Source organism: Streptomyces sp. LS1784 (assembly GCF_020103755.1).
In the GTDB taxonomy this organism is placed as follows: Bacteria; Actinomycetota; Actinomycetes; order Streptomycetales; family Streptomycetaceae; genus Kitasatospora.
On the sequence record NZ_JAHSQD010000005.1, the window covers coordinates 1 to 20,910 of the forward strand.

Genomic DNA, 20,910 nt, shown 5'->3' on the forward strand with positions numbered 1-20,910 from the left:
GCACCGGAGCCGCCGCGCCCGTGGAGCTCCGGGCGTCCGGGCCCGCGAGCCGGCCGGCCGTCGACCCGGCCCAGGTGGCCGCCACCGCGACCGCCACCGACGCCTTCGGCCTGGACCTCCTGCACGCCCTGACCACCCAGCCGGACGCCGCCGGGAGCAACCTCGTGGTCTCCCCGTCGGGTCTGGCCACCCTGCTCGCCATGCTGCTGCCCGGCGCCCGCGGCACCACCGCCGACGAACTGGCCAAGGCCCTGCACACCGGGCTCGGCCCCCAGCAGTACGCGTTCGCCACCGGCGCGCTGAACCGGCCGGTCCCGGCCACCGACAAGCTCACCCTGCGCCGCAGCGATGACGTCTGGACGCAGCAGGGCCTGGCCGTCGCACCGGACTACCTGGCCACCCTCGCCGCCGCCTTCGACACCGGCGTGCACCAAGCCGACTTCGCCAAGGACCCGGACGGGGCCCGCAGGACCGTCAACGCGGCCGTGGAGAAGGCCACCGACGGCCGGATCAAGGACCTGTTCGGCCGGGACGCGATCACCCCGAACACCCGGCTGGTGCTCACCGACGCGCTCTACCTCAAAGCCGCGTGGGCCTCCGCCTTCAAGCCCTCGCACACCGCCGACCGCCCGTTCCACAAGCTCGACGGCTCCGCACCGGCCGTCCCCACGATGGCGCAGACCGGGGACTTCAAGTACGCCGACGGCTCCGGCGGGATCGTCGGCGAGCCCTGGCAGGCCGTCGAACTGCCGTACGCGGACGGCGGGTTGGTGATGGACCTGATCGTCCCCGCGCAGGGCGGCTTCGCCGCCTTCGCCAAGGGCCTGGACCAGCCCCAGCTCGACCGGATCCTCGGCGCCCTCGCCGAGCGGCCGGTCGACCTCCAGCTGCCGCGCTTCCACTTCGGCACCTCGAAGGAGCTCACCCCCGCGCTGCGCGCGCTCGGCGTGCAGGCGGCCTTCGACCAGGCCGACTTCGGCGGCATCGCCAAGGAACCGCTGGTCGTCGGCACGGTGGTGCAGAAGGCCACCATCGAGGTCGGCGAGGACGGTACGGTCGCGGCGGCCGGCAGTGGTGCCGGGCTGGAAGCGGCGGCGGCGCCGAACGCCGACCGGCCGGTCCAGGTGCACCTCGACCGGCCGTTCCTGTTCCTGATCCGGGACGCCCGGGGCGGAGCGCCGCTGTTCCTCGGCCAGGTCACCGATCCGCAGGCCCGGTAGGCGCGTGGCCCGGGCCGCCCACCGCAAGGGGCGGCTCGCCGGCCGGGCGGCTCACCAGGCCGGGTAGCGCCCGCCGAGTCCCGGATGCAGCGGGTCGCGGCTGCCGAACAGCACCAGCAGGTCGTCCGCGACCTGCCGCAGCTCCGTCCGGCCCTCGACCGCTCCGGCCCACTCGGCGGGCAGCGCGGCGGCGCCGTACGCGGCCCCGACCAGGTTGCCGCAGACCGCGCCCGTCGAGTCGCTGTCCCCGGAGTGGTTCACCGACAGCAGCAGCGCGGTGCGCACCGGGTCGGGGTCCAGAGTGGCCGCCAGCAGTGAGTACACCGCGATGGCCAGGCACTCCTCGGCGATCCAGCCGAGCCCGACCCGCTCCACCGTCTCCGCCGCCGGCTCGGCCTCCTGGGCGAGCCGCACCGCCCGGGCCAGCGCCTGGACGGTCTCCTTGGAACTCGGCAGCTCGCGGATCTGCTCCACCGTCTCGCCGACCGCCGCCCACGGCTCGGTGCCGCCCGCGAGCCGCTCGACCAGTGCCGCGAAGGCGCCCGCCGCGAGGTAGCCGGTCGGGTGGCCGTGGGTGAGCTGGGCGCACTGGACCGCCAGCCCGAAGGACTGCTCGACACCCAGCCGGGCCAGCCCGAACGGCGCCGAGCGCATCACCGTGCCGCAGCCCTTGGAGCCAGGGTTGATCGGCCCGTTCAGCCCGATCGCGGACGGCGCCTCGAACACCGGGTGCTCGGACACCCCGCTCAGGCATGCGTTGCCCGGCGCCCGCCGCGCGTACAGGAAGGGCCGGCTCAGCAGCCAGCCGTCGTAGGGGCGGGGCTGCGGCTCGGCGTCCGGCGAGGACTGGTACTGGGTCAGCAGCCAGCGCCGGTAGGCGCCGTGCACGGCCTCCGGCACCGAGCCGCCGCCGCCCGTCCAGCCGCGGACGAAGCCGCGGATCAGGCCCTCGGCGGTGAACAGCGTCATCTGGGTGTCGTCGGTGACCTCGACCGGCCCGGGCCCGGCCGGCAGCCCGGTCACGCCCTGCGGTCCGTACCGGTCCTGGATCTGGTGGAGCTGCTGGAACTCCACCGGCCAGCCCAGCGCATCGCCGATCGCTCCGCCGAGCAGCGCTCCGCGCACCCGGTCCCGGTACCCCGACTCCGCCGCCGGTTCCGTCACGTCGAATCCCCCTTCGTTCGTGGCGGACTACGTTCTATCAGGTCGCTCCGGGACCCGCCCTACCGGCGGATCGCCCCGGCGCGCCCGTGCAGCGCGGCCCGGTCGGCGGCGGCGCGTCCGGCCGCCCAGCCCACGCCGTCGCTGACCCGCACCCGCTGCGAGACCAGCTTCGGGAACAGCCGGCCGACCTCCTCGTCCACCGCCTCGGAGCGGGCGGCGAGCGCGGGCAGCAGCCGCTCGTCGGGCAGCAGCTGCTCCTCGGTGCCGTCCTCGCGCAGGTGCCGCCCGGCCGCGGCGGCGCTGGTGGCGCGCTCGGTCGCGGCGGTCAGCCGCTCGCGGATCCGCGCCGCGTACGCGACCAGGAAGGACTGCCGGAACGCCTTGCTGCGCGAGTCCTTGCGGGAGCCCGCCTTGTTGAGCGCGTGGGTGGCCTGCACCAGCAGCGAGGTGTACAGCAGGTCGACGCCGTCCAGGTCGCCGTCGAAGCCGACCACGGTGCAGAAGCCGAACTCCTTCGCCCACACCACCCGGCACCGGTTGGCCGCCGCGACCGCGTCCAGCAGCATCGTCTTGGGGCCCTCGTACGGGTTGTCCACCCCGATCCGCAGCGCCGCCGGGGTGTCGCGGTCGGCGCCGGCCGCGGCCAGCAGCGCCTCGTCGATGCTGTGCTGGGCCATCAGCTGCTGGGCCTTGGCGGTCAGCGCCTCGGCCTCCTCCGGGAACTCGGTGGACTCGGCCTTGGCCAGCAGCGCCCGGATCCGCGCGAGCATCCGCGGCTCGCCGGTCACCGGCGCCGAGCGCTGCGGCCGCACGGTCTGCCCGGGGGCGGGCCCCACCGGGGCGATCGGCGGCAGCCGGCCCCAGGTGCGCAGCAGCTCCAGGACGGCGGTGGCGAGCGCGAAGCGGTCCAGCCGGTGCCGGTGGGCGAAGGCGCCGAGGTACTCCTCGTCGCCGGGCCACCACACCTCGGTCTCCAGCTCGCGCAGCTGCTCCCGCCAGCGCCGGTCCAGGGCGGCCGCGGGGTGGCGGCGGCCCTCGGCGGCGATCAGGTCCACCGCGAGGGCCAGGTGGGCGGGCTTCAGCTCGCGCCGCACCACCCGGGCCAGGTCGGCGGGCCGCCATCCGGCGGACCAGCAGCGGCCGACGGCGGTGTCCGCGTGGCCGAGCAGCGCCCGGCTGACCTCCGGCCACTGCCCGGCCGAGGCGGCCAGCAGCGAGGCCCCGGTGTCCAGGGCGAGGTCCAGTGCGTCCTCCGGGGCCGTCAGCACCGACCGCACCGCCTGCTCCAGCAGCGGCCCGGCGGTCCCGGTCTGCTGCGCGCGCTTGCCCACGGTGTGTCCCTGCTCTCCTCGACGGTCCGGCCTCCTGCCCATGATGCCGGAGCCGCGGCGGGAACCGTTCGGCTCGGCGGCGACTCGGCTCAGCGCTCGATGGCCTTGGCCAGGATCTCCGGCGTGCGCTCCAGCAGCCGGCCCGCCGCCAGCCGCACGCCCAGCGTCGCGACCAGGGCGCCGTACAGCGGGCCGATCAGCAGCACCGGCCAGCTCGGCCCGTCCGAGATCAGCGCCCAGGCGAGGTAGCCGCCGACCGGCAGCGCCAGCACCGCGACGCCGAGCATCGAGCCGAACTGGTTGAGCAGGATCAGCCCGCCCTGCCCGGGGGCGGCGTTGCGCATCGGGTTGCTGTCGGCCGGCATGGTGTACGGCGCCAGCACGCTGAACATCGAGCCCAGCGCGATCCCGCAGCCGAGCATCGTCAGCGCCAGGCCGAGCGCGGACGGCAGCTCGCTCCACCGGCCGGTGACGGCCGCCAGCACCAGTCCGAGCACCATCGTCACCGGGACGGCGTACGACAGCACCGCGTACGCCCGGCCGCGCAGCTCGGACCGGGCGTCGGCCGGGGTGCGCAGGGTGGCGGCGACCATCCAGAACGCCGAGCCGTCCATGCCGAACAGGTTGAGCATCTGCAGCCCGAGGAACACCCCGGTCATCGCCAGCAGGTAGACGCTCGCCCAGCCCTGGACCATCGACAGCACGCAGATCACCAGCGTCATCCCGATGCTGGTGAACAGCGCCGCCTTGGCCCGCGGTTCGCGCCAGGCGTACCGCAGGTGGCGCTGCATCACCGCGCCGGTCCGGCCCTGGGGCAGGAAGCCCCAGCCGCGCGCCTTCTGCACCCCGCGGGCCACCTCCAGGGTGGAGGAGTCGGCGGTGACCATCAGCTCCTGCAGGCTCCGCCGCCACCAGCGCAGCAGCAGCGCCAGCAGCACGGCGGCCGCGGCGAGCTGGAGCAGCGCCGCCCCGTACCGGCCCTCGCCGACGGTGCGCGGCGCGTCCGCCGCGCTGATCGGCGGGATCCAGCGCAGCACCGAGGCGATCGGCTTCAGCGGGCTGAGGTCGATCGGCCCGCCCCGGCGGCCGAGGATGCTCTGCGAGCCGACGTTGGCGACCTGCACCAGCAGTGCGAAGGCCAGCCCGCCGAAGATCGCGAAGTCCTTGCCGCGCCGGCTGGAGAGCATCCGGGCGTTGCCCGCCGCGACCGCCCGGGAGAGCGTGACCAGACAGAGCACCGCGAGCGGCACGCCGAGCACCGCGACCGCGGCCGAGGCGCCGCCGGCCGCGACGGCCAGCACCGCGCCGGTCACCAGCACCAGGCTGATCAGCGGCCCCGGCCCGATCAGCGCGGCCAGCAGCGAGCCGCGCAGCAGCGGGCCGGGCCGCAGCGGCAGCATGGTCAGCCGGGTCGGGTCGGCGCTCTCGTCACTGGAGAAGAGGAACAGCGGCAGCGCGGCCCAGCCCAGGGTCAGCACGCCGAGCAGCATCACCCCGGCGTCCCCGGACCCTTCGTGCCGCCCGTTCAGCGCGGTCATGCCGACGGCGATGCCGGCCGCGAAGGCCAGGCCCACCATGCCGCCGATCACGTAGACGGCGGTCCGGCCGGGGCTGCGCCGCAGCCCGTTGCGCAGCAGCCGCAGCTTGAGCGCCACCAGGGCGCGGACGACCGTCCGCCCGTCGGGCACCGAGGCCGTACTCACCGTGCGCCCCCGGTCTGTCCGCCGCCGAGCCAGCCGAGCGCCTGCCCGTCGTCCTCGCGCACGCCGATCAGGCCCAGGAAGGCCTCGTGCAGGCTGCGCCCGCCCCGTACGGAGTCCAGCGGACCCTGGGCTATCACCCGGCCGGCGTTGACCACCGCTACCCAGTCGCAGAGCTGCTCGACCAGCTCCATCACGTGACTGGAGAAGACCACCGTGGAACCGGCCGCCGCGTACCGCTTGAGCACGCCGCGGATGGTCTGGGCGGAGACCGGGTCGACGCCCTCGAAGGGCTCGTCCAGGAACAGCACGTCGGGATTGTGCAGCAGCGCGGCGGCCAGACCGATCTTCTTGCGCATGCCGGTGGAGTAGTCGGCGACCAGCTTGTCGGCGTCCCGGCCGAGGTCCAGGACGGCCAGCAGCTCCTCGGCCCGCCGGTCCACCTCGGCGCCGGGCAGGCCGCGCAGCCGCCCGGTGTACTGGAGCAGCTCGCGCCCGCTGAGCCGCTCGAACATCCGCAGGCCCTCGGGCAGGATGCCGATCCGGGCCTTGACCGTGACCGGATCCGCCCACACGTCGGTGCCGTGCACCAGGACGGTGCCCTGGTCGGGCCGGAGCAGCCCGGTGACCATCGACAGCGTGGTCGTCTTGCCGGCGCCGTTCGGCCCGACCAGGCCGATGAACGACCCGGCCGGCAGCTCCAGGCTCAGCCCGGCCACGGCGGCTTGGGCGCCGAAGTGCTTCCAGAGCCCCTGGATGCTGACGGCGGACGGGGTTCCCGGCCCGGGGAGGTCGGAGGACGGCGGCGCTGACGCCTGCATGGCGGCCTTCTCTGCTCTCGTCGTGGTGAAAAGTCGTGGTGGAGGGTTTCTCGGGGCCCAGCCTGTCACTGCTCGAACAGGCTGTCGCCCGAGTTGAGCATCCCCTGAGTGTGCCCGCCGAACGGGTGAGGCACGCCGGGCCGGAATCCGCATCCCGGCGGCTACTGGCCCGATTTGGCAACTACTCAGCTCGGCTGTTCGTCCTGCACCATGAGGAAGCAGTGACGTGCGCGGGGATGCCGCGCTACCGGGAGGTGGCGGATGTCCGTACAACCATGGGGCGAGCCCGGTTCCGGCAATCCGCCCGGCAAGCGGCCGGCGGGGCAATGGCAGCCCGTGCCCGCGCCCGCGGGGGCGTCGCAGGCCGCGATGCGGGCGGGCCACGCGGACCGGGACCGGACGATCGACGTGCTCAAGGCCGCGTTCGCCGAGGGACGGCTCTCCGTCCAGGAGTACGAGCAGCGCCACGAGGCGGTGGCCGCTTCGCAGACCTACGGCCAGCTGGCCGCGCTGGTGGCCGACCTGCCCTCCGGGCCGATGGCGGTGCCGCCGGTCGCCGTGCCGTCCGTCCCCGCGACCTTCCTCCCGCCTCCTCCGCCTGCGCCCCGCCCCACCAATGTGCTCGCGGTCACGTCGCTGGCGCTCGGCGTCTTCGGCTTCTCCCTGCCCGCCGTGATCACCGGCCACATCGCCCGGTCACAGATCCGCCGCCGCGACATGAACGGTGACTGGGCGGCCGTCGCCGGTCTGGTCGTCGGCTATGCGGGCACTGCGCTCTGGACCTTGATGATCCTGCTGGGTACCGTCGCCGCCGTCGGCGGAGCGCGCTGAACCCGCCCGACTCACGGACCGTCATCGGGAGGGCGCCATTAGTCCCTCGGGGCTCCGTTCGGTACGGTCTTCTCGTCCATGGCTGACGCTGCCTGTTGCATCTCGTCGACGCGAGCACCCACCACGCCCCGGCCATGGGTGCCGCACGCCGAGTTCGGACCGACCCCGAAGGCCCATTTCCAGATGATGATCACTGCCGTCAAGAGCATCGCCGAGCGGCTCGCGTCTTCGCCCCGGCGGTTGTGGGCGGTCGCGTTCGCGATCCTGTTCGCGCTGAGTGCGTCCTGGTCGCTGGCGACTCCGATCGGCGGCGCGCCGGACGAACCCGCGCACCTCATCCGGGCGGCCGCGGTCGCGCGGGGCCAGGTCAACGGCACCGAGGTCATGGTCCCGCACGAGGTCGGCGGGATCAAAGGCCACTGGGCCGAGAGCGGGGTCGTGCTCCCGCGGATCTACGAGGACCTGGCGGAGACCCATCTCTGCTACGCCTTCAAGCCCTGGCAGTCGGCCGACTGCGCACCCGCGCTCAAGCACAGCTCCGGGACGGCCGAGGTGACCACGTCGGCGGGCCGCTACCACCCGGCGTACTACTTCGCCGTCGGCTGGCCCAGCCTGCTGCTCCCGGGCAAGACGGCCTTCTACCTGATGCGCCTGATGTCGGCCGCGATCTGCTCCGCCCTGGTGGCGAGTGCGGTGGTCTCGGCGGCGGAGTGGCGTCGGCGTTCCTTCACCATGCTCGGGGTGGTGGCGGCCACCACCCCGATGTCACTGTTCATGTTCGGTGTGGTCAACCCGAACGGCCCGGAGATCGCCGCGAGCATCCTGGTCTGGAGCGCTGCCCTGGCGCTGCTGAGGAGCCCGGACCCCGAACTCCTGAACCGCCGCCTCGCCCGGCTCGGCATCGGTGCGGTGGTGCTGATCAGCATCCGGCCGTTGGGCCTGATCTGGCTGCCCGGGGCGGTCTTCTTCGCCCTGCTGCTCGGAAGCAAGGACGCGCTGCGCGCGGTCCTGCGGCACCGGGCGACCTGGGTCTGGGGCGGTCTGACCCTGGTCACGACCGTCCTGGCCCTCCTCTGGTCCTCGACCCACCCGGACCACTCGGTCATCAACACCCCGAGGGGTCTCACCCCGCTGGCCGCGGCTCGTAAGACCTTCGACAACGGTCTGACGTACATCAAGCAGATGATCGGTTACTTCGGCTGGCTGGACGCCGAGCCGCCGGCCGCGACGCTGCTGCTGTGGTGCGCCGTGGTGGTCGCCCTGGTGCTGCTCGCGCTCTGCTACGCGCGGCTTCGGGACGCACTGGCCGTCCTGGGGGTCCTTGCCGGGATCGTGGTCATACCGCTGGTGGCCCAGGCCATGCAGGCGCGGGAGCTCGGCATGATCTGGCAGGGCCGCTACCTGCTGCCGTTCGCCGTCGGGCTGCCGATCGTGTGCGCCGTGATCTGCCACGAGCGGCTGCCGGGCGGTTTCGCCTGGCGCCGGCTGCTGATGCTCTGTTCCGGCGCGCTCGCCGTGGCCGACTTCGCGGGGTTCGTCTGGGCGCTGCGCCGCATCACGGTCGGCAACGGTGGGTCGTTCTTCATCAGCCCGGCCCACTGGGCGCCGCCGGTGGGCTGGCAGCCCTGCGTGGCGCTGTACGCGGTGGCCGTGGTGGCGCTGGGGCTGCTCGTCGCCGTGCCGGACAGGCAGGGGGCGGACCGGCAGCAGGACGCGTCGTCCTCGTCCGAGCCGTCCGGGGGCGATGCCGACGGGGGGGACACCCGGCTCGCCGCCGTCCACGCACAGGCGTAAGGTTTCGCCGTGCGGGGGGTTCTCGGCCATGGTATGGGCGCCGCCCGCGTCGGTTCCCGTCCCGTTTCGAGTCCAAGCCCCGCGACCTGCGGCGTTGCATTTGTTTTGACCGCGCCCGATGCGCTAGGTACGCTCTGACCTTGTGCCTGGGGTGTCCCCGGGTCCTTGTGCGTGCATGCACACCGGTCGCCGCGCCGAGCCGGAGCGCTTCCCAGCGCGCCGCGCGTAGAGCGCCGTCGCTGTACATCAGCTCATGGGATTCCGTGTCGTAACAAGCCCAACACACCCGACCGCGTGGGTCGACCACGGGGCCGTGTGCGAGGGAGACATCGCAGGTTAGTTCCACCAAGCCTTGGCACACAGAAAACGGAGAAACGGTGCCTACGATCCAGCAGCTGGTCCGAAAGGGCCGGCAGGACAAGGTCGAGAAGAACAAGACTCCCGCGCTGAAGGGCTCCCCGCAGCGCCGTGGGGTCTGCACGCGTGTGTACACGACCACCCCGAAGAAGCCGAACTCGGCTCTCCGCAAGGTCGCCCGTGTGCGCCTCACCAGCGGGATCGAGGTCACCGCTTACATCCCGGGCGAGGGCCACAACCTGCAGGAGCACTCCATCGTGCTGGTGCGCGGTGGTCGTGTGAAGGACCTTCCTGGTGTCCGCTACAAGATCATCCGCGGTTCGCTTGACACCCAGGGTGTCAAGAACCGCAAGCAGGCCCGCAGCCGCTACGGCGCCAAGAAGGAGAAGTAAGAATGCCTCGTAAGGGCCCCGCCCCGAAGCGCCCGGTCATCATCGACCCGGTTTACGGCTCCCCGGTCGTCACCCAGCTGGTCAACAAGATCCTGCTGCACGGCAAGCGCTCCACCGCCGAGCGGATCGTCTACGGCGCCCTCGAGGGCGTCCGCGACAAGACCGGCTCGGACCCGGTCGTCACGCTGAAGCGCGCGCTGGAGAACGTCAAGCCGGCCCTCGAGGTCAAGTCCCGCCGTGTCGGTGGCGCGACCTACCAGGTTCCGGTCGAGGTCCGTCCGGGCCGCGCCAGCACCCTGGCGCTGCGCTGGATGGTCGGTTACTCCCGCGCCCGTCGCGAGAAGACCATGACCGAGCGCCTGATGAACGAGATCCTCGACGCCAGCAACGGCCTGGGCGCTTCCGTGAAGCGTCGCGAGGACACCCACAAGATGGCCGAGTCCAACAAGGCCTTCGCGCACTACCGCTGGTAGTCCGTACCCCGTCACTAGACAGAGAGAGAACGAGCCACCATGGCTGCAACCTCCCTTGACCTCGCCAGGGTCCGCAACATCGGGATCATGGCGCACATCGACGCGGGCAAGACCACCACCACCGAGCGGATCCTGTTCTACACCGGTGTCTCGTACAAGATCGGTGAGGTCCACGATGGCGCTGCCACCATGGACTGGATGGAGCAGGAGCAGGAGCGCGGCATCACGATCACGTCGGCCGCGACGACCTGTCACTGGACGGTCGACGGCGTCGACAACACCATCAACATCATCGACACCCCGGGTCACGTCGACTTCACCGTCGAGGTGGAGCGTTCGCTGCGCGTCCTCGACGGTGCCGTGACGGTGTTCGACGGTGTCGCTGGTGTCGAGCCCCAGTCCGAGACCGTGTGGCGGCAGGCTGACCGCTACGGCGTCCCGCGCATCTGCTTCATCAACAAGCTGGACCGCACGGGCGCGAACTTCTTCTTCTGCGTGCAGACCATCGTGGACCGCCTCGGCGCCACCCCGCTGGTCATGCAGCTCCCGATCGGTGCCGAGTCGGACTTCCAGGGCGTCGTCGACCTGGTCCGCATGAAGGCTCTGGTCTGGTCCGCCGAGGCCGCCAAGGGCGAGATGTACGACGTCGTCGACATCCCGGCCGAGCTGCAGGAGCAGGCCGCGGAGTACCGCGAGGCGCTGATCGACACCGTCTCGAACGTCAGCGACGAGGTCATGGAACTCGCCCTCGAGGGCGAGGAGATCCCGGTCGAGCTGCTGCAGGACGCGATCCGCAAGGGCACCCTGAACTCGGACTTCACCCCGATCTTCTGCGGTACCGCCTTCAAGAACAAGGGCGTTCAGCCCCTGCTTGACGCGGTCGTCAAGTACCTGCCGTCGCCGCTGGACATCGAGTCCATCGAGGGCACCAAGCCCAACGACCCGGACACCAAGATCTCCCGCAAGGCCTCGGACGACGAGCCGCTGTCCGCGCTGGCGTTCAAGATCATGTCCGACCCGCACCTGGGCAAGCTCACCTTCGTCCGGATCTACTCCGGCCGCCTGGAGTCCGGCACCTCGGTGCTGAACGCCGTGAAGGGCAAGAAGGAGCGCATCGGCAAGATCTACCGCATGCACGCGAACAAGCGTGAGGAGATCGAGTCGGTGGGCGCCGGCGACATCGTCGCCGTCATGGGCCTGAAGCAGACCACCACCGGTGAGACGCTGGCCGACGAGAAGAACCCGGTCATCCTGGAGTCCATGGACTTCCCGGCCCCGGTCATCCGCGTCGCCATCGAGCCCAAGTCCAAGGGTGACCAGGAGAAGCTGGGTGTCGCCATCCAGCGTCTCGCCGAGGAGGACCCGTCCTTCCAGGTCAACACGGACGAGGAGACCGGCCAGACCATCATCGCGGGTATGGGCGAGCTGCACCTCGAGGTGCTCGTCGACCGTATGCGCCGTGAGTTCAAGGTCGAGGCCAACGTCGGCAAGCCGCAGGTCGCGTACCGCGAGACCATCCGCCAGGCGGTCGAGCGCATCGACTACACCCACAAGAAGCAGACCGGTGGTTCCGGTCAGTTCGCCAAGGTGCAGATCGCGATCGAGCCGCTCGAGCAGGCCGAGGGCTACGAGTTCGTCAACAAGGTCACCGGTGGCCGCGTCCCGCGCGAGTACATCCCGTCGGTCGACGCCGGTTGCCAGGAGGCCATGGAGTTCGGTGTCCTCGCCGGCTACCCGCTCCAGGGTGTCCGCGTGAGCCTGCTGGACGGCCAGTCGCACGACGTCGACTCCTCCGAGCTCGCGTTCAAGATCGCCGGTTCGATGGCCTTCAAGGAAGGCGCGAGGAAGGCCAAGCCGGTCCTCCTCGAGCCGATGATGGCCGTCGAGGTCACCACGCCCGAGGACTACATGGGCGACGTGATCGGCGACATCAACTCTCGCCGTGGCCAGATCCGGTCCATGGACGAGCGTCACGGTGCCCGCGTCGTCACGGCGCTGGTGCCCCTCTCCGAGATGTTCGGCTACGTCGGTGACCTGCGCAGCAAGACCTCTGGTCGCGCGAGCTACTCGATGCAGTTCGACTCGTACGCCGAGGTTCCGAAGAACGTGGCGGACGACATCATCGCCAAGGCCAAGGGCGAGTGACGTCCCGATATTCGGGACGATAGCGAAGCCTTTAGGCTATTAGGAGGCAACCCGGGAGGATCCGGTCGGATTCTCCCGGGGCCTCCGGCCCCCCCTACCAGCGGGACGGCACGGGGTGTCCTGCGGACAACCCGCACCAAAACCGATCAAGACCAACTGACGTCACCACGGCGTACAGGAACTGTCCTCAGGAGGACTCAGTGGCGAAGGCGAAGTTCGAGCGGACGAAGCCCCACGTCAACATCGGCACCATCGGTCACATCGACCACGGCAAGACCACGCTGACCGCGGCCATCACCAAGGTGCTGCACGACGCGTACCCGGACCTGAACCCCTTCACGCCGTTCGACCAGATCGACAAGGCCCCGGAGGAGCGTCAGCGCGGTATCACCATCTCGATCGCGCACGTCGAGTACCAGACCGAGGACCGTCACTACGCGCACGTCGACTGCCCGGGTCACGCTGACTACATCAAGAACATGATCACCGGTGCCGCCCAGATGGACGGCGCCATCCTGGTGGTCGCCGCCACCGACGGCCCGATGCCGCAGACCAAGGAGCACGTGCTCCTGGCCCGCCAGGTCGGCGTTCCGTACATCGTCGTCGCCCTGAACAAGGCCGACATGGTGGACGACGAGGAGATCCTGGAGCTCGTCGAGCTCGAGGTCCGTGAGCTCCTCAGCGAGTACGAGTTCCCGGGCGACGACCTGCCGGTCGTCCGCGTCTCCGCGCTGAAGGCGCTGGAGGGCGACGCCGAGTGGGGCCAGAAGCTCCTCGGCCTGATGAAGGCCGTCGACGAGAACATCCCCACCCCGGCCCGCGCCGTGGACCAGCCGTTCCTGATGCCGATCGAGGACGTCTTCACGATCACCGGTCGTGGCACCGTCGTCACCGGTCGTATCGAGCGTGGCATCCTGAAGGTCAACGAGACCGTCGACATCATCGGCATCAAGCCGGAGAAGACCACCACCACGGTCACCGGCATCGAGATGTTCCGCAAGCTGCTCGACGAGGGCCAGGCCGGTGAGAACGTCGGTCTGCTCCTCCGTGGCATCAAGCGCGAGGACGTCGAGCGCGGCCAGGTCATCATCAAGCCGGGTTCGGTCACCCCGCACACCGACTTCGAGGCCCAGTCCTACATCCTGTCGAAGGACGAGGGTGGCCGCCACACCCCGTTCTTCAACAACTACCGCCCGCAGTTCTACTTCCGTACCACGGACGTGACCGGCGTCGTGACCCTCCCCGAGGGCACCGAGATGGTCATGCCGGGCGACAACACCGCCATGACCGTCGCGCTGATCCAGCCGATCGCCATGGAGGAGGGCCTGAAGTTCGCCATCCGTGAGGGTGGCCGCACCGTCGGCGCCGGCCAGGTCACCAAGATCATCAAGTAATTGATGCTCTGACCTGCCTGCCTCGTACAGGCTCAGTCCGAAGGGCTCCGCACACCCCGGTGCGCGGGGCCCTTCGGCGTGTCGGGATATCGAATCGACGGCGATCAGGTAACAGGCCCGTGGAGAGTGGGGCTGGACCGGACTGCTATCCTGCCGCTCATTGGCTCTTCCTCGCTGCCGCCCGCGATGCTCCGGGTGCGGAGGGAGAAGGATTCCGGCCGGTGGGGTCTACCCGGCGGTCCATGCCTTCCGACCGCTTTCGGATCACATGGGGACAGGCGAAGAAGGATGCTCAACGCAGGAGATCAGGGAGTTGCGTCGGCCGGGGAGCCGGCGCCGCTGTTGTCGGTCGTCATGCCGATCTACAACGAGCAGGAGGCACTGCCGCTGACCGTGCAGCGCCTGCGCCCGATCCTCGACGGGCTGGGGATCACGTACGAAGTGGTCGGCATCGACGACGGAAGCACGGATGCCACCCCGGTCCTGATGCAGAAGATCCACCAGGACTGGCCGGAGTTCCGGATCGTCCGCTTCGCCCGCAACTCCGGGCACCAGGCCGCGCTCACCGCCGGCATCCACCGCGCCTTCGGCGACTACGTCGTCTCCATCGACGCCGACCTCCAGGACCCGCCGGAGAAGATCCCCGAGATGCTCTCGCTCGCGCGGGAGCGGGGCCTCGACATCGTCTACGGCGTGCGCGGCGACCGCGGCACCGACACGATCTTCAAGCGCCGCACCGCGGGCGCCTACTACTGGCTGATGCGCAGGCTCGTCGGCAAGAAGATGCCGAACCAGGCCGGAGACTTCCGTCTGCTCAGCCGTGCCGCGGTGGACGCGCTCAAGGCGCTGCCCGAGCACCAGCCGGTCTACCGGCTGCTGGTGCCGTGGCTCGGCTTCCCCAGCGGCGAGGTCGTCTACGTGCGCGAGGAGCGGGTCGCCGGTTCGACCCACTACCCGCTGTCCAAGATGCTCCGCCTCGCCGTCGACAGCGTCACCAACTTCTCCGCGAGCCCGCTGCGGCTCGCCACCTGGCTCGGCCTGCTGAGCTTCGTGCTCTGCTTCGCCCTCGGTGTCTACACCGTGATCGAGTACGCGTTCGGCAAGACCGTCCCCGGCTGGTCCTCGCTGTTCATGGGCATGCTGTTCCTCGGCGCCGTCCAGCTGGTCTGCATGGGTCTGTTGGGCGAGTACGTCGGCCGCATCTACTCGGCGGCGCAGGCCCGGCCGGCCTACTTCGTCGGCTACGACTCGGCGGAGGGGCCCGACCCCGCGACGGCTCGCCGCAGCGCCTCCTACGCGGGCTGACCCGGAGTCCTTCCGACGCCGGTCGGCGGACCGCCGCCGCCGGCCTCCGCCAGGCTGCCGTGCTGCGAGCTGTGAGCTCGGACGAGAGAACGGACACCATGCAAACGAACAGCACCGCCACCGGATCGGCGCCGGCCACCGGAGGACGTCCGGGAGTCCCGGCGCCGTCCGGCGGGCCGTCCGGCGGCGCGGCGGACGCGGGATCCAGGGCCCACGCCTTCTGGCGGTTCCTGCCCGCGGTCTCGGCGTACCTGCTCCTGGTGGGGTTGCTGCTGGCCGCGGACACCAGGGTCGGCGACATCGCCCGGTACACCTTCTACGTGGCCTGGGGCGTGGTGCTTCCGGGCACCCTGGTCTTCCGGGCCCTGCGCAGGCGTCCGCACACCCTGGTGGAGGACCTGGCCTTCGGCGCGGTGACCGGGCTGGTGCTGGAACTGGGGGCCTGGGCGATCCTCGTCCGTTCGGGCCTCCAGTCGGTAGCCGTCGCCTGGCCGCTCGTGGTGGTGGTCCCGTTCGCGCTCGTCCCCGGCCTGCGCCGGCACTGGCGCTCCGGCGGTTACCGGCGGCCGTCCCTCGCCTGGTCCTGGTCGCTGGCCGCGGTGGTGGGCCTGACCAGCCTGTACTACTTCCAGGTCTTCCTGTCGAAGTTCCCGGTCCTGGCGGTCGACGAGAACTCGCGGCTGTTCGGCGACATGCCGTACATGCTGTCGTTGGCGGCCAACGCCAAGCAGCACGTGCCGCTGACCGTGCCGCAGGTGGCGGGGGAACCGCTCCACTACCACTGGTTCACGTTCGCCCACATGGCGATGACCGACATGGTCGGTCACATCGACCTGCCGGTGGTCGAGACCAGGCTGCTCGTTCCCGCGTTCGCCGCGCTCGGTGTGCTGATCATGGCGGTGGTGGCCCACCGGATCACCGGTCGGGCGTGGGCCGGCCCGCTGGCCGCGCTGCTGCTCTTCGCGGTCGGCGAGTTCACCGCGATCTACCCGAACAACGTGGTGAGCTGGACCTTCGGTGCGCCGGCCGTCCGGCTGATGTCCTGGTCGAGCATGTCGCTGGCCTACAGCCAGCCGCTGCTGATCGCGTTGGTCGGCGCGGTCGCCGACGGGCTCCGCCGGGTCGGCGGCCCGGGCGACGCGGACGGGAGGTCGCGGGCGCCGGGCTTCGGGCGGGGCGTCTTCGTCCTGACGGCGATGTTCGCGACCGCCTCCAGCGCCGCCAAGGCGAGCACCCTCCCGGTGGCCCTCGCGGGCCTGGCCGTCGCCGGCCTGGCGGTCCTGATCAGGACCCGGCGCATCCCCTGGACGATCGTCGGGCTGGGGGCGGTCATCGCGGGCGCCCAGCTCTTCGCGACGGCGGCGATCTTCGACTTCGAGAGCTACGGCCTGGAAGTCATTCCCTTCGGCAACGTCGAGAAGTACTGGGCCGAACCTCTGGACGGCAGGCCCGTGCTGCTCCAGAGCGGCGTGGTCGTGGCAGTCCTGATCGCCTTCTTCCTGAACCACCAGATCAAGTTGTTGGGCGCCGTGCCGCTGCTGTGGCGGCGTCGGCTCCGACTGGAACCGGCGCAGTGGTTCCTGCTCGGCGCGGTGGTCGCCGGTCCGGCGGCCTACCTGATGGTCAACGGCTACAACGCCAGTTACTTCACCATCTCCGCGATGCCCTTCGGGGTGGTGCTGTCCGCCTGGGGGTACTGCGAGGCCTTCGAACGCGCCGCGCTGCCCAGGGCCGGCAAGGCCGCCCTGGCCGTCGGCGCGGCGGCCCTGACCGGGCTGTTCATCTGGCTCTCGTACCGGTACTCGGCGGACCTGGCGACCTTCCTGGCCGAGCACACCGGGGACGGCACGGGTACCGAGCCGTACACGCCACTGCTGCCGGCGCTGAGCGTGGCGGCCGCGTTCGCGGTGCTGGCGGGCCTCCTGGGGCTGCTCTGGTGGCTGTTCTCCCGGCCGGCGCGCGGCCTGCGGCGCCGGGGCGGGATCGTCCTGCTCACCGCCGGACTGACGCTCGGCACCCCGAGCCTCGCCCTCGACGCCCTCCAGTCCCAGGAGGTCCCGTGGGAGGGCAGCTGGGTGATGCCGGCGAGCCAGGTGAACGCCGCACGCTGGATCCGCTCGCACAGCGCTCCCTCGGACATCCTGGCGACGAACAGCCACTGCTGGGAGTTCAACAACTACGTGTACGGTGCGGCGTGCGACAACTACCGTTCGCACTGGCTCAGCGGCTATTCGGAGCGCTCGGTCCTCATCGAGGGCTGGGCGTACGCACCGAGGCTGATGGCCACCGCGAACGGGGCGGCGGCCTCCGTGGCGCCGTTCTGGGACACCGAGCTGTTCAACCTCAACGAGGCCGCGTTCTACGCGCCGACGCCGGACATCCTGCGTCGGCTGCACCACGACCACAAGGTCCGCTACCTGGTGGTCCAGCGGATGGCGGGCGCCGAGTCGCCACAGCTCAGGAACCTCGCCAAGCCGGTGTTCGACAACGGCCGGGTGGCCGTCTACGAGCTCTCCTGACCCGACGAACGAAGCAGTGGGCAAACCATGGTCTCCACCGACAACGCGCCGGTACCGGCACCCGACGGCCGGGTGGCTTCCCCGGCCGGCACCGCCAAGCGGCAGCTCCCGTCGTTCCTGGTCATCGGCGTGCTCAGTACGCTCTTCTACCTCGGCCTGTACGTGGTGGCCCGCCAGGTCGTCGACCAGCAGGCGGCCAACCTGATCGCCCTGGCGGTGAGCGCGGTCGCCAACACCGCCGCCAACCGGCGCTTCACCTTCGGCATCACCGGCTCGGAGGGTGCGGTGCGCCACCAGCTGCAGGGCGCCGTCGCCTTCCTGATCGGTCTGGGCCTGAGCAGCGGCGCGCTCGCCCTGCTCGCCCTGCTCGCGCCGAACGCTTCGCGGGTGGTCGAGGTCGCCGGCCTGGTCGTGGCCAACGGCCTCGCGACGGTGGCCCGGTTCGTCCTCCTCAAGGTGTGGGTCTTCAGGACCCACTGAGGACGAACCGGGCCACCGTGTGCCGGGCCGGGCGCCGCGTGATCAGGGTGCGGGGACCGCGGTCCTCGCGGGTTCCCCGACCGGCTCGGCCGCCCCGGGGACCGCGACCCGGCGGGCCCGGCGCTCGGCCAGCGCGCGTACCGGTCGAGGCGTCCAGTCCTTCGCCTTCAGCGCGGGCTTCTCGACCAGGTACCAGGAGAGCGCGGCGAGGACGACCGTTCCGGCGAGCGACAGCGGGAGGTAGACCCGCATGCCGTGTGCGTTGTAACCGAGTGCGGCGACGACCTGTTCGACGGTGAAGCCGTAGATGTAGATGCCGTACGAGAGGTCCCGCTTGACGCCGATCCGCTGGAACGGCACGGGCAGCCGGACCGCCAGCCAGAAGAGCAGGTAGGCGAAGGCCGGGTAGCCGAACGCGAAGAGCCCGCCGTAGTGCAGGCTGGCGACGAGCACGGCGGCCGACAGCAGCGCGAGCCCGGCGTTCATCGGGATCCGGTCCTTGTACAGCTGCACCGTGGCGCCGACCAGGAAGACGAACCCCAGGTAGACCAGGTACTGCACGTAGATCGGGCCGAAGACCGGCACGTGGAGGAAGTGGCCCATGCTGTTGGGGATGTTGACGGAGCCGGGGGTCGTCCGCCAGTCCTCGACGATCAGGATCCAGAGGACCAGGGTCAGCAGCGGCACCGCCTTCCTCGCGCGCAGCAGCACGCCGCCGGCGGCCAGCAGGCCCATCACGATGTAGCAGAGCATCTCGTAGTCGAGCGACCAGAGGGAGCCGTTGATCCCGGGGTCGTGGTTGGTGCCGGCCGCGACGCCGTCGGCGACCACGTTCGAGATGTCCCACCCGTTGGCGAACGAGGCGTTCCAGGCACCCGCCAGGTAGTGCAGCGGCCCGGCCGGGTGCGACCAGTAACCGGTGAGCGAGTGGTGGGTCCGGTAGTACAGCGCGGGCGCCACCACCAGGACGCTGACCAGGAGCGAGACCCAGAGCCCGGGCAGGATGCGCAGGGCGCGGTGCCAGGAGTACCGACCGATCGTGCTGCGCATCGCACTGCCGGTGATCATGAACCCGGAGAGCGCGAAGAAGCCGACCACCGCGAGCCGGCCGAGGTCGATCTGGCCGCCGCTGAACTGGGAGAGCGGAGCGGGCCGGCCCCACCCGAGCGGATAGGCGTGGGAGTAGACGACGGCTACCGCGAGGGCCGTCCGGATCGCGCCGAAGCTGTTCTGGCGGCCGGACAGACTGCCTCCCCTCAGCCACGCGGGGCGCCGGGTGTCGGCGCCTTCGCGTATGCCGCGTGAGGGTCCCGCTTGGTGGGTCATGGTCCGTCCGATCCGGCCGGCTGGGAGCGGCCTGAGAAGGGGCCTGGGAAGTGGCAGGAAGTATGACTGAGGGGACGTGTGCGCCTGCGCGCACGTCCCCTCAGCCGGCCTCGCGTGGCTACTGCTGCTTGAGCGAGTCCGCGTAGGCCTTGCAGGCCTGGTAGTCCGGCAGCAGGCCGGTGGCGAGGGCCTCCGAGAGGGAGGGCGCCACCGCGTCGCGGGCCGAGAGCTGCGGGGCGTCGGTCGGCCATTCGATGCCGAGCTCCGGGTCCAGCGGGTGCACGCCGTGCTCGCCGGTCGGGTTGTACGTCGCCGAGCAGAGGTAGGTCAGCGTGGCGTCGTCGGTGAGGGCGCAGAAGCCGTGGCCGAGACCCTCGGGGATGTAGACGGCCTTGCGCTCGGTGTCGTCCAGTCGGACGAACTCCCACGTGCCGAAGCCGGGCGAGCCGACGCGCAGGTCCACGATCACGTCCAGCACCGCGCCGCGGGTGCAGGCCACGTACTTGGCCTGGCCGGGCGGGACGTCGGCGAAGTGGATGCCGCGGACGACGTCCTTGGCGGAGAGCGACAGGTTGGCCTGGGCCAGGTTCAGCGGGTGGCCGACGACCTCGGCGAGGCGGTCGAAGCGGTACCACTCGGTGAAGTGGCCGCGGGCGTCGCCGTGCACCTGCGGGGTGATCTCGAAGGCGCCCTCGATGGAGAGCTCACGGAACTTCACTTGGCGGCCGCCTCGTCGAGCAGGTCCAGCAGGTACTGGCCGTAGCCGCTCTTCAGCAGCGGCTCGGCGAGCTCGCGCAGCTGGGCGTCGTCGATCAGCCCGGCCCGCCAGACGGCCTCCTCGATGCAGCCGATCTTGAAGCCCTGGCGCTCCTCGATGACCCGGACGAACTCCGAGGCCTGGACCATCGACACGAAGGTGCCGGTGTCCAGCCAGGCGGTGCCGCGGTCGAGGGTCGTCACGTGCAGGTCGCCGGTGCGCAGGTAGGCGTCGTTGACGGCGGTGATCTCCAGCTCGCCGCGGGCGCTCGGCTCCAGGGTGCGGGCGATCTCCACGACCCGGTTGTCGTAGAAGTACAGCCCGGGGACGGCGTAACGGGACTTGGGCTCGGCCGGCTTCTCCTCGATGGAGATGACCTGGCCGGTCTCGTCGAACTCGACCACGCCGTACGCGGTCGGGTCGGCCACCGGGTAGGCGAAGACCCGGCCGCCCTTGATGTCGGAGTGCTCGGTGAGCGAGGTGCCCAGGCCGCTGCCGTGGAAGATGTTGTCGCCGAGGATCAGGGCCACCGACTCGTCGCCGATGAAGTCCGCGCCGAGCACGAAGGCCTGGGCGATGCCCTCGGGCTTCTCCTGGACGGCGTACTGGAGCTTCAGGCCGAACTGCGAACCGTCGCCCAGCAGGCGCTCGAACTGGTCCCGGTCGTTCGGGGTGGTGATGATCAGGATTTCGCTCATCCCGGCCATCACGAGGGTCGAGAGGGGGTAGTAGATCATCGGCTTGTCGAAGACCGGCAGGAGCTGCTTCGACACCGCACGGGTCAGGGGCCACAGCCGCGAGCCGGTGCCGCCGGCCAGGAGGATTCCACGCATGGGTGCACCCTATTCGAGATCGGTGGACGCGGGAGGGGCCGGGTCGGGAGGGTGTTCGGGCGACGGTA

At 71.0% G+C, this 20,910-nt stretch carries 17 protein-coding genes; 10 read left to right on the forward strand and 7 right to left on the reverse strand.

What is annotated here, in order from left to right:
* The coding region (locus tag KS423_RS01270) for a serpin family protein (RefSeq protein WP_224273851.1) at nt 1-1,220 on the forward strand (1,220 nt) is incomplete at its 5' end.
* 51 nt (nt 1,221-1,271) lie between these two features.
* Here KS423_RS01270 and KS423_RS01275 read toward each other — a convergent pair.
* From KS423_RS01275 to KS423_RS01290, 4 genes are all read right to left on the reverse strand, one after another.
* Nucleotides 1,272-2,384 (reverse strand): ADP-ribosylglycohydrolase family protein, encoded by a 1,113-nt coding sequence (locus KS423_RS01275; RefSeq protein WP_224273853.1) that lies wholly within the window; start codon nt 2,382-2,384, stop codon nt 1,272-1,274.
* 59 nt (nt 2,385-2,443) lie between these two features.
* The gene (locus KS423_RS01280; RefSeq protein WP_224273855.1) at nt 2,444-3,715 is read right to left on the reverse strand and encodes a DUF2786 domain-containing protein; all 1,272 of its coding nucleotides are present in this window, start codon (nt 3,713-3,715) and stop codon (nt 2,444-2,446) included.
* Between the two features lie 89 nt (nt 3,716-3,804).
* Nucleotides 3,805-5,418 (reverse strand): transporter, encoded by a 1,614-nt coding sequence (locus tag KS423_RS01285; RefSeq protein WP_224273857.1) that lies wholly within the window; start codon nt 5,416-5,418, stop codon nt 3,805-3,807.
* Entirely contained in the window at nt 5,415-6,236 is an 822-nt protein-coding gene (locus KS423_RS01290) for an ABC transporter ATP-binding protein (RefSeq protein WP_224273859.1), read from the reverse strand. Before KS423_RS01290 ends, KS423_RS01285 begins: the two co-directional genes overlap by 4 nt.
* Before the next feature lie 261 nt (nt 6,237-6,497).
* On the opposite strand from KS423_RS01290, the gene KS423_RS01295 reads away from it, so the two are divergent.
* The 9 genes from KS423_RS01295 (at nt 6,498) to KS423_RS01335 (ending at nt 17,926) form a co-directional block, all read left to right on the forward strand.
* The gene (locus KS423_RS01295) at nt 6,498-7,067 is read left to right on the forward strand and encodes a DUF1707 and DUF4190 domain-containing protein (protein WP_224273866.1); all 570 of its coding nucleotides are present in this window, start codon (nt 6,498-6,500) and stop codon (nt 7,065-7,067) included.
* 183 nt (nt 7,068-7,250) lie between these two features.
* On the forward strand, nt 7,251-8,861 hold the full coding sequence (locus tag KS423_RS01300; RefSeq protein WP_224273867.1) for a DUF2142 domain-containing protein: 1,611 nt from the start codon (nt 7,251-7,253) through the stop codon (nt 8,859-8,861).
* 377 nt (nt 8,862-9,238) lie between these two features.
* Nucleotides 9,239-9,610, forward strand: coding sequence for a 30S ribosomal protein S12 (gene rpsL / locus KS423_RS01305; RefSeq protein ID WP_014144289.1), 372 nt, complete (start codon nt 9,239-9,241; stop codon nt 9,608-9,610).
* 2 nt (nt 9,611-9,612) lie between these two features.
* Entirely contained in the window at nt 9,613-10,083 is a 471-nt protein-coding gene (gene rpsG / locus KS423_RS01310) for a 30S ribosomal protein S7 (protein WP_030232420.1), read from the forward strand.
* A 39-nt stretch (nt 10,084-10,122) separates the two neighbouring features.
* The gene (fusA, locus tag KS423_RS01315; protein WP_224273869.1) at nt 10,123-12,228 is read left to right on the forward strand and encodes an elongation factor G; all 2,106 of its coding nucleotides are present in this window, start codon (nt 10,123-10,125) and stop codon (nt 12,226-12,228) included.
* A 200-nt stretch (nt 12,229-12,428) separates the two neighbouring features.
* The gene (gene tuf / locus KS423_RS01320) at nt 12,429-13,622 is read left to right on the forward strand and encodes an elongation factor Tu (RefSeq protein WP_224273871.1); all 1,194 of its coding nucleotides are present in this window, start codon (nt 12,429-12,431) and stop codon (nt 13,620-13,622) included.
* 354 nt (nt 13,623-13,976) lie between these two features.
* Entirely contained in the window at nt 13,977-14,927 is a 951-nt protein-coding gene (locus KS423_RS01325; protein ID WP_263454352.1) for a glycosyltransferase family 2 protein, read from the forward strand.
* A gap of 98 nt (nt 14,928-15,025) precedes the next feature.
* Nucleotides 15,026-17,446 carry a hypothetical protein gene (locus tag KS423_RS01330; protein ID WP_224273875.1) on the forward strand — a complete coding sequence of 807 codons (2,421 nt, stop codon included), beginning with the start codon at nt 15,026-15,028 and terminating at the stop codon, nt 17,444-17,446.
* A gap of 27 nt (nt 17,447-17,473) precedes the next feature.
* Entirely contained in the window at nt 17,474-17,926 is a 453-nt protein-coding gene (locus tag KS423_RS01335) for a GtrA family protein (RefSeq protein WP_308020118.1), read from the forward strand.
* Between the two features lie 42 nt (nt 17,927-17,968).
* Here KS423_RS01335 and KS423_RS01340 read toward each other — a convergent pair whose 3' ends face one another.
* The 3 genes from KS423_RS01340 to rfbA form a co-directional block, all read right to left on the reverse strand.
* Complete coding sequence (locus KS423_RS01340; RefSeq protein WP_224273877.1) at nt 17,969-19,252, reverse strand: acyltransferase; 1,284 nt, start codon at nt 19,250-19,252, stop codon at nt 17,969-17,971.
* A 118-nt stretch (nt 19,253-19,370) separates the two neighbouring features.
* The gene (locus tag KS423_RS01345; RefSeq protein ID WP_224273879.1) at nt 19,371-19,970 is read right to left on the reverse strand and encodes a dTDP-4-dehydrorhamnose 3,5-epimerase family protein; all 600 of its coding nucleotides are present in this window, start codon (nt 19,968-19,970) and stop codon (nt 19,371-19,373) included.
* Nucleotides 19,967-20,842: a glucose-1-phosphate thymidylyltransferase RfbA gene (gene rfbA / locus KS423_RS01350; protein WP_224273881.1), complete on the reverse strand. Its 876-nt coding sequence runs from the start codon at nt 20,840-20,842 to the stop codon at nt 19,967-19,969. The genes KS423_RS01345 and rfbA overlap by 4 nt, the downstream gene beginning before the upstream one ends.
* Nucleotides 20,843-20,910 lie beyond the last annotated feature (68 nt).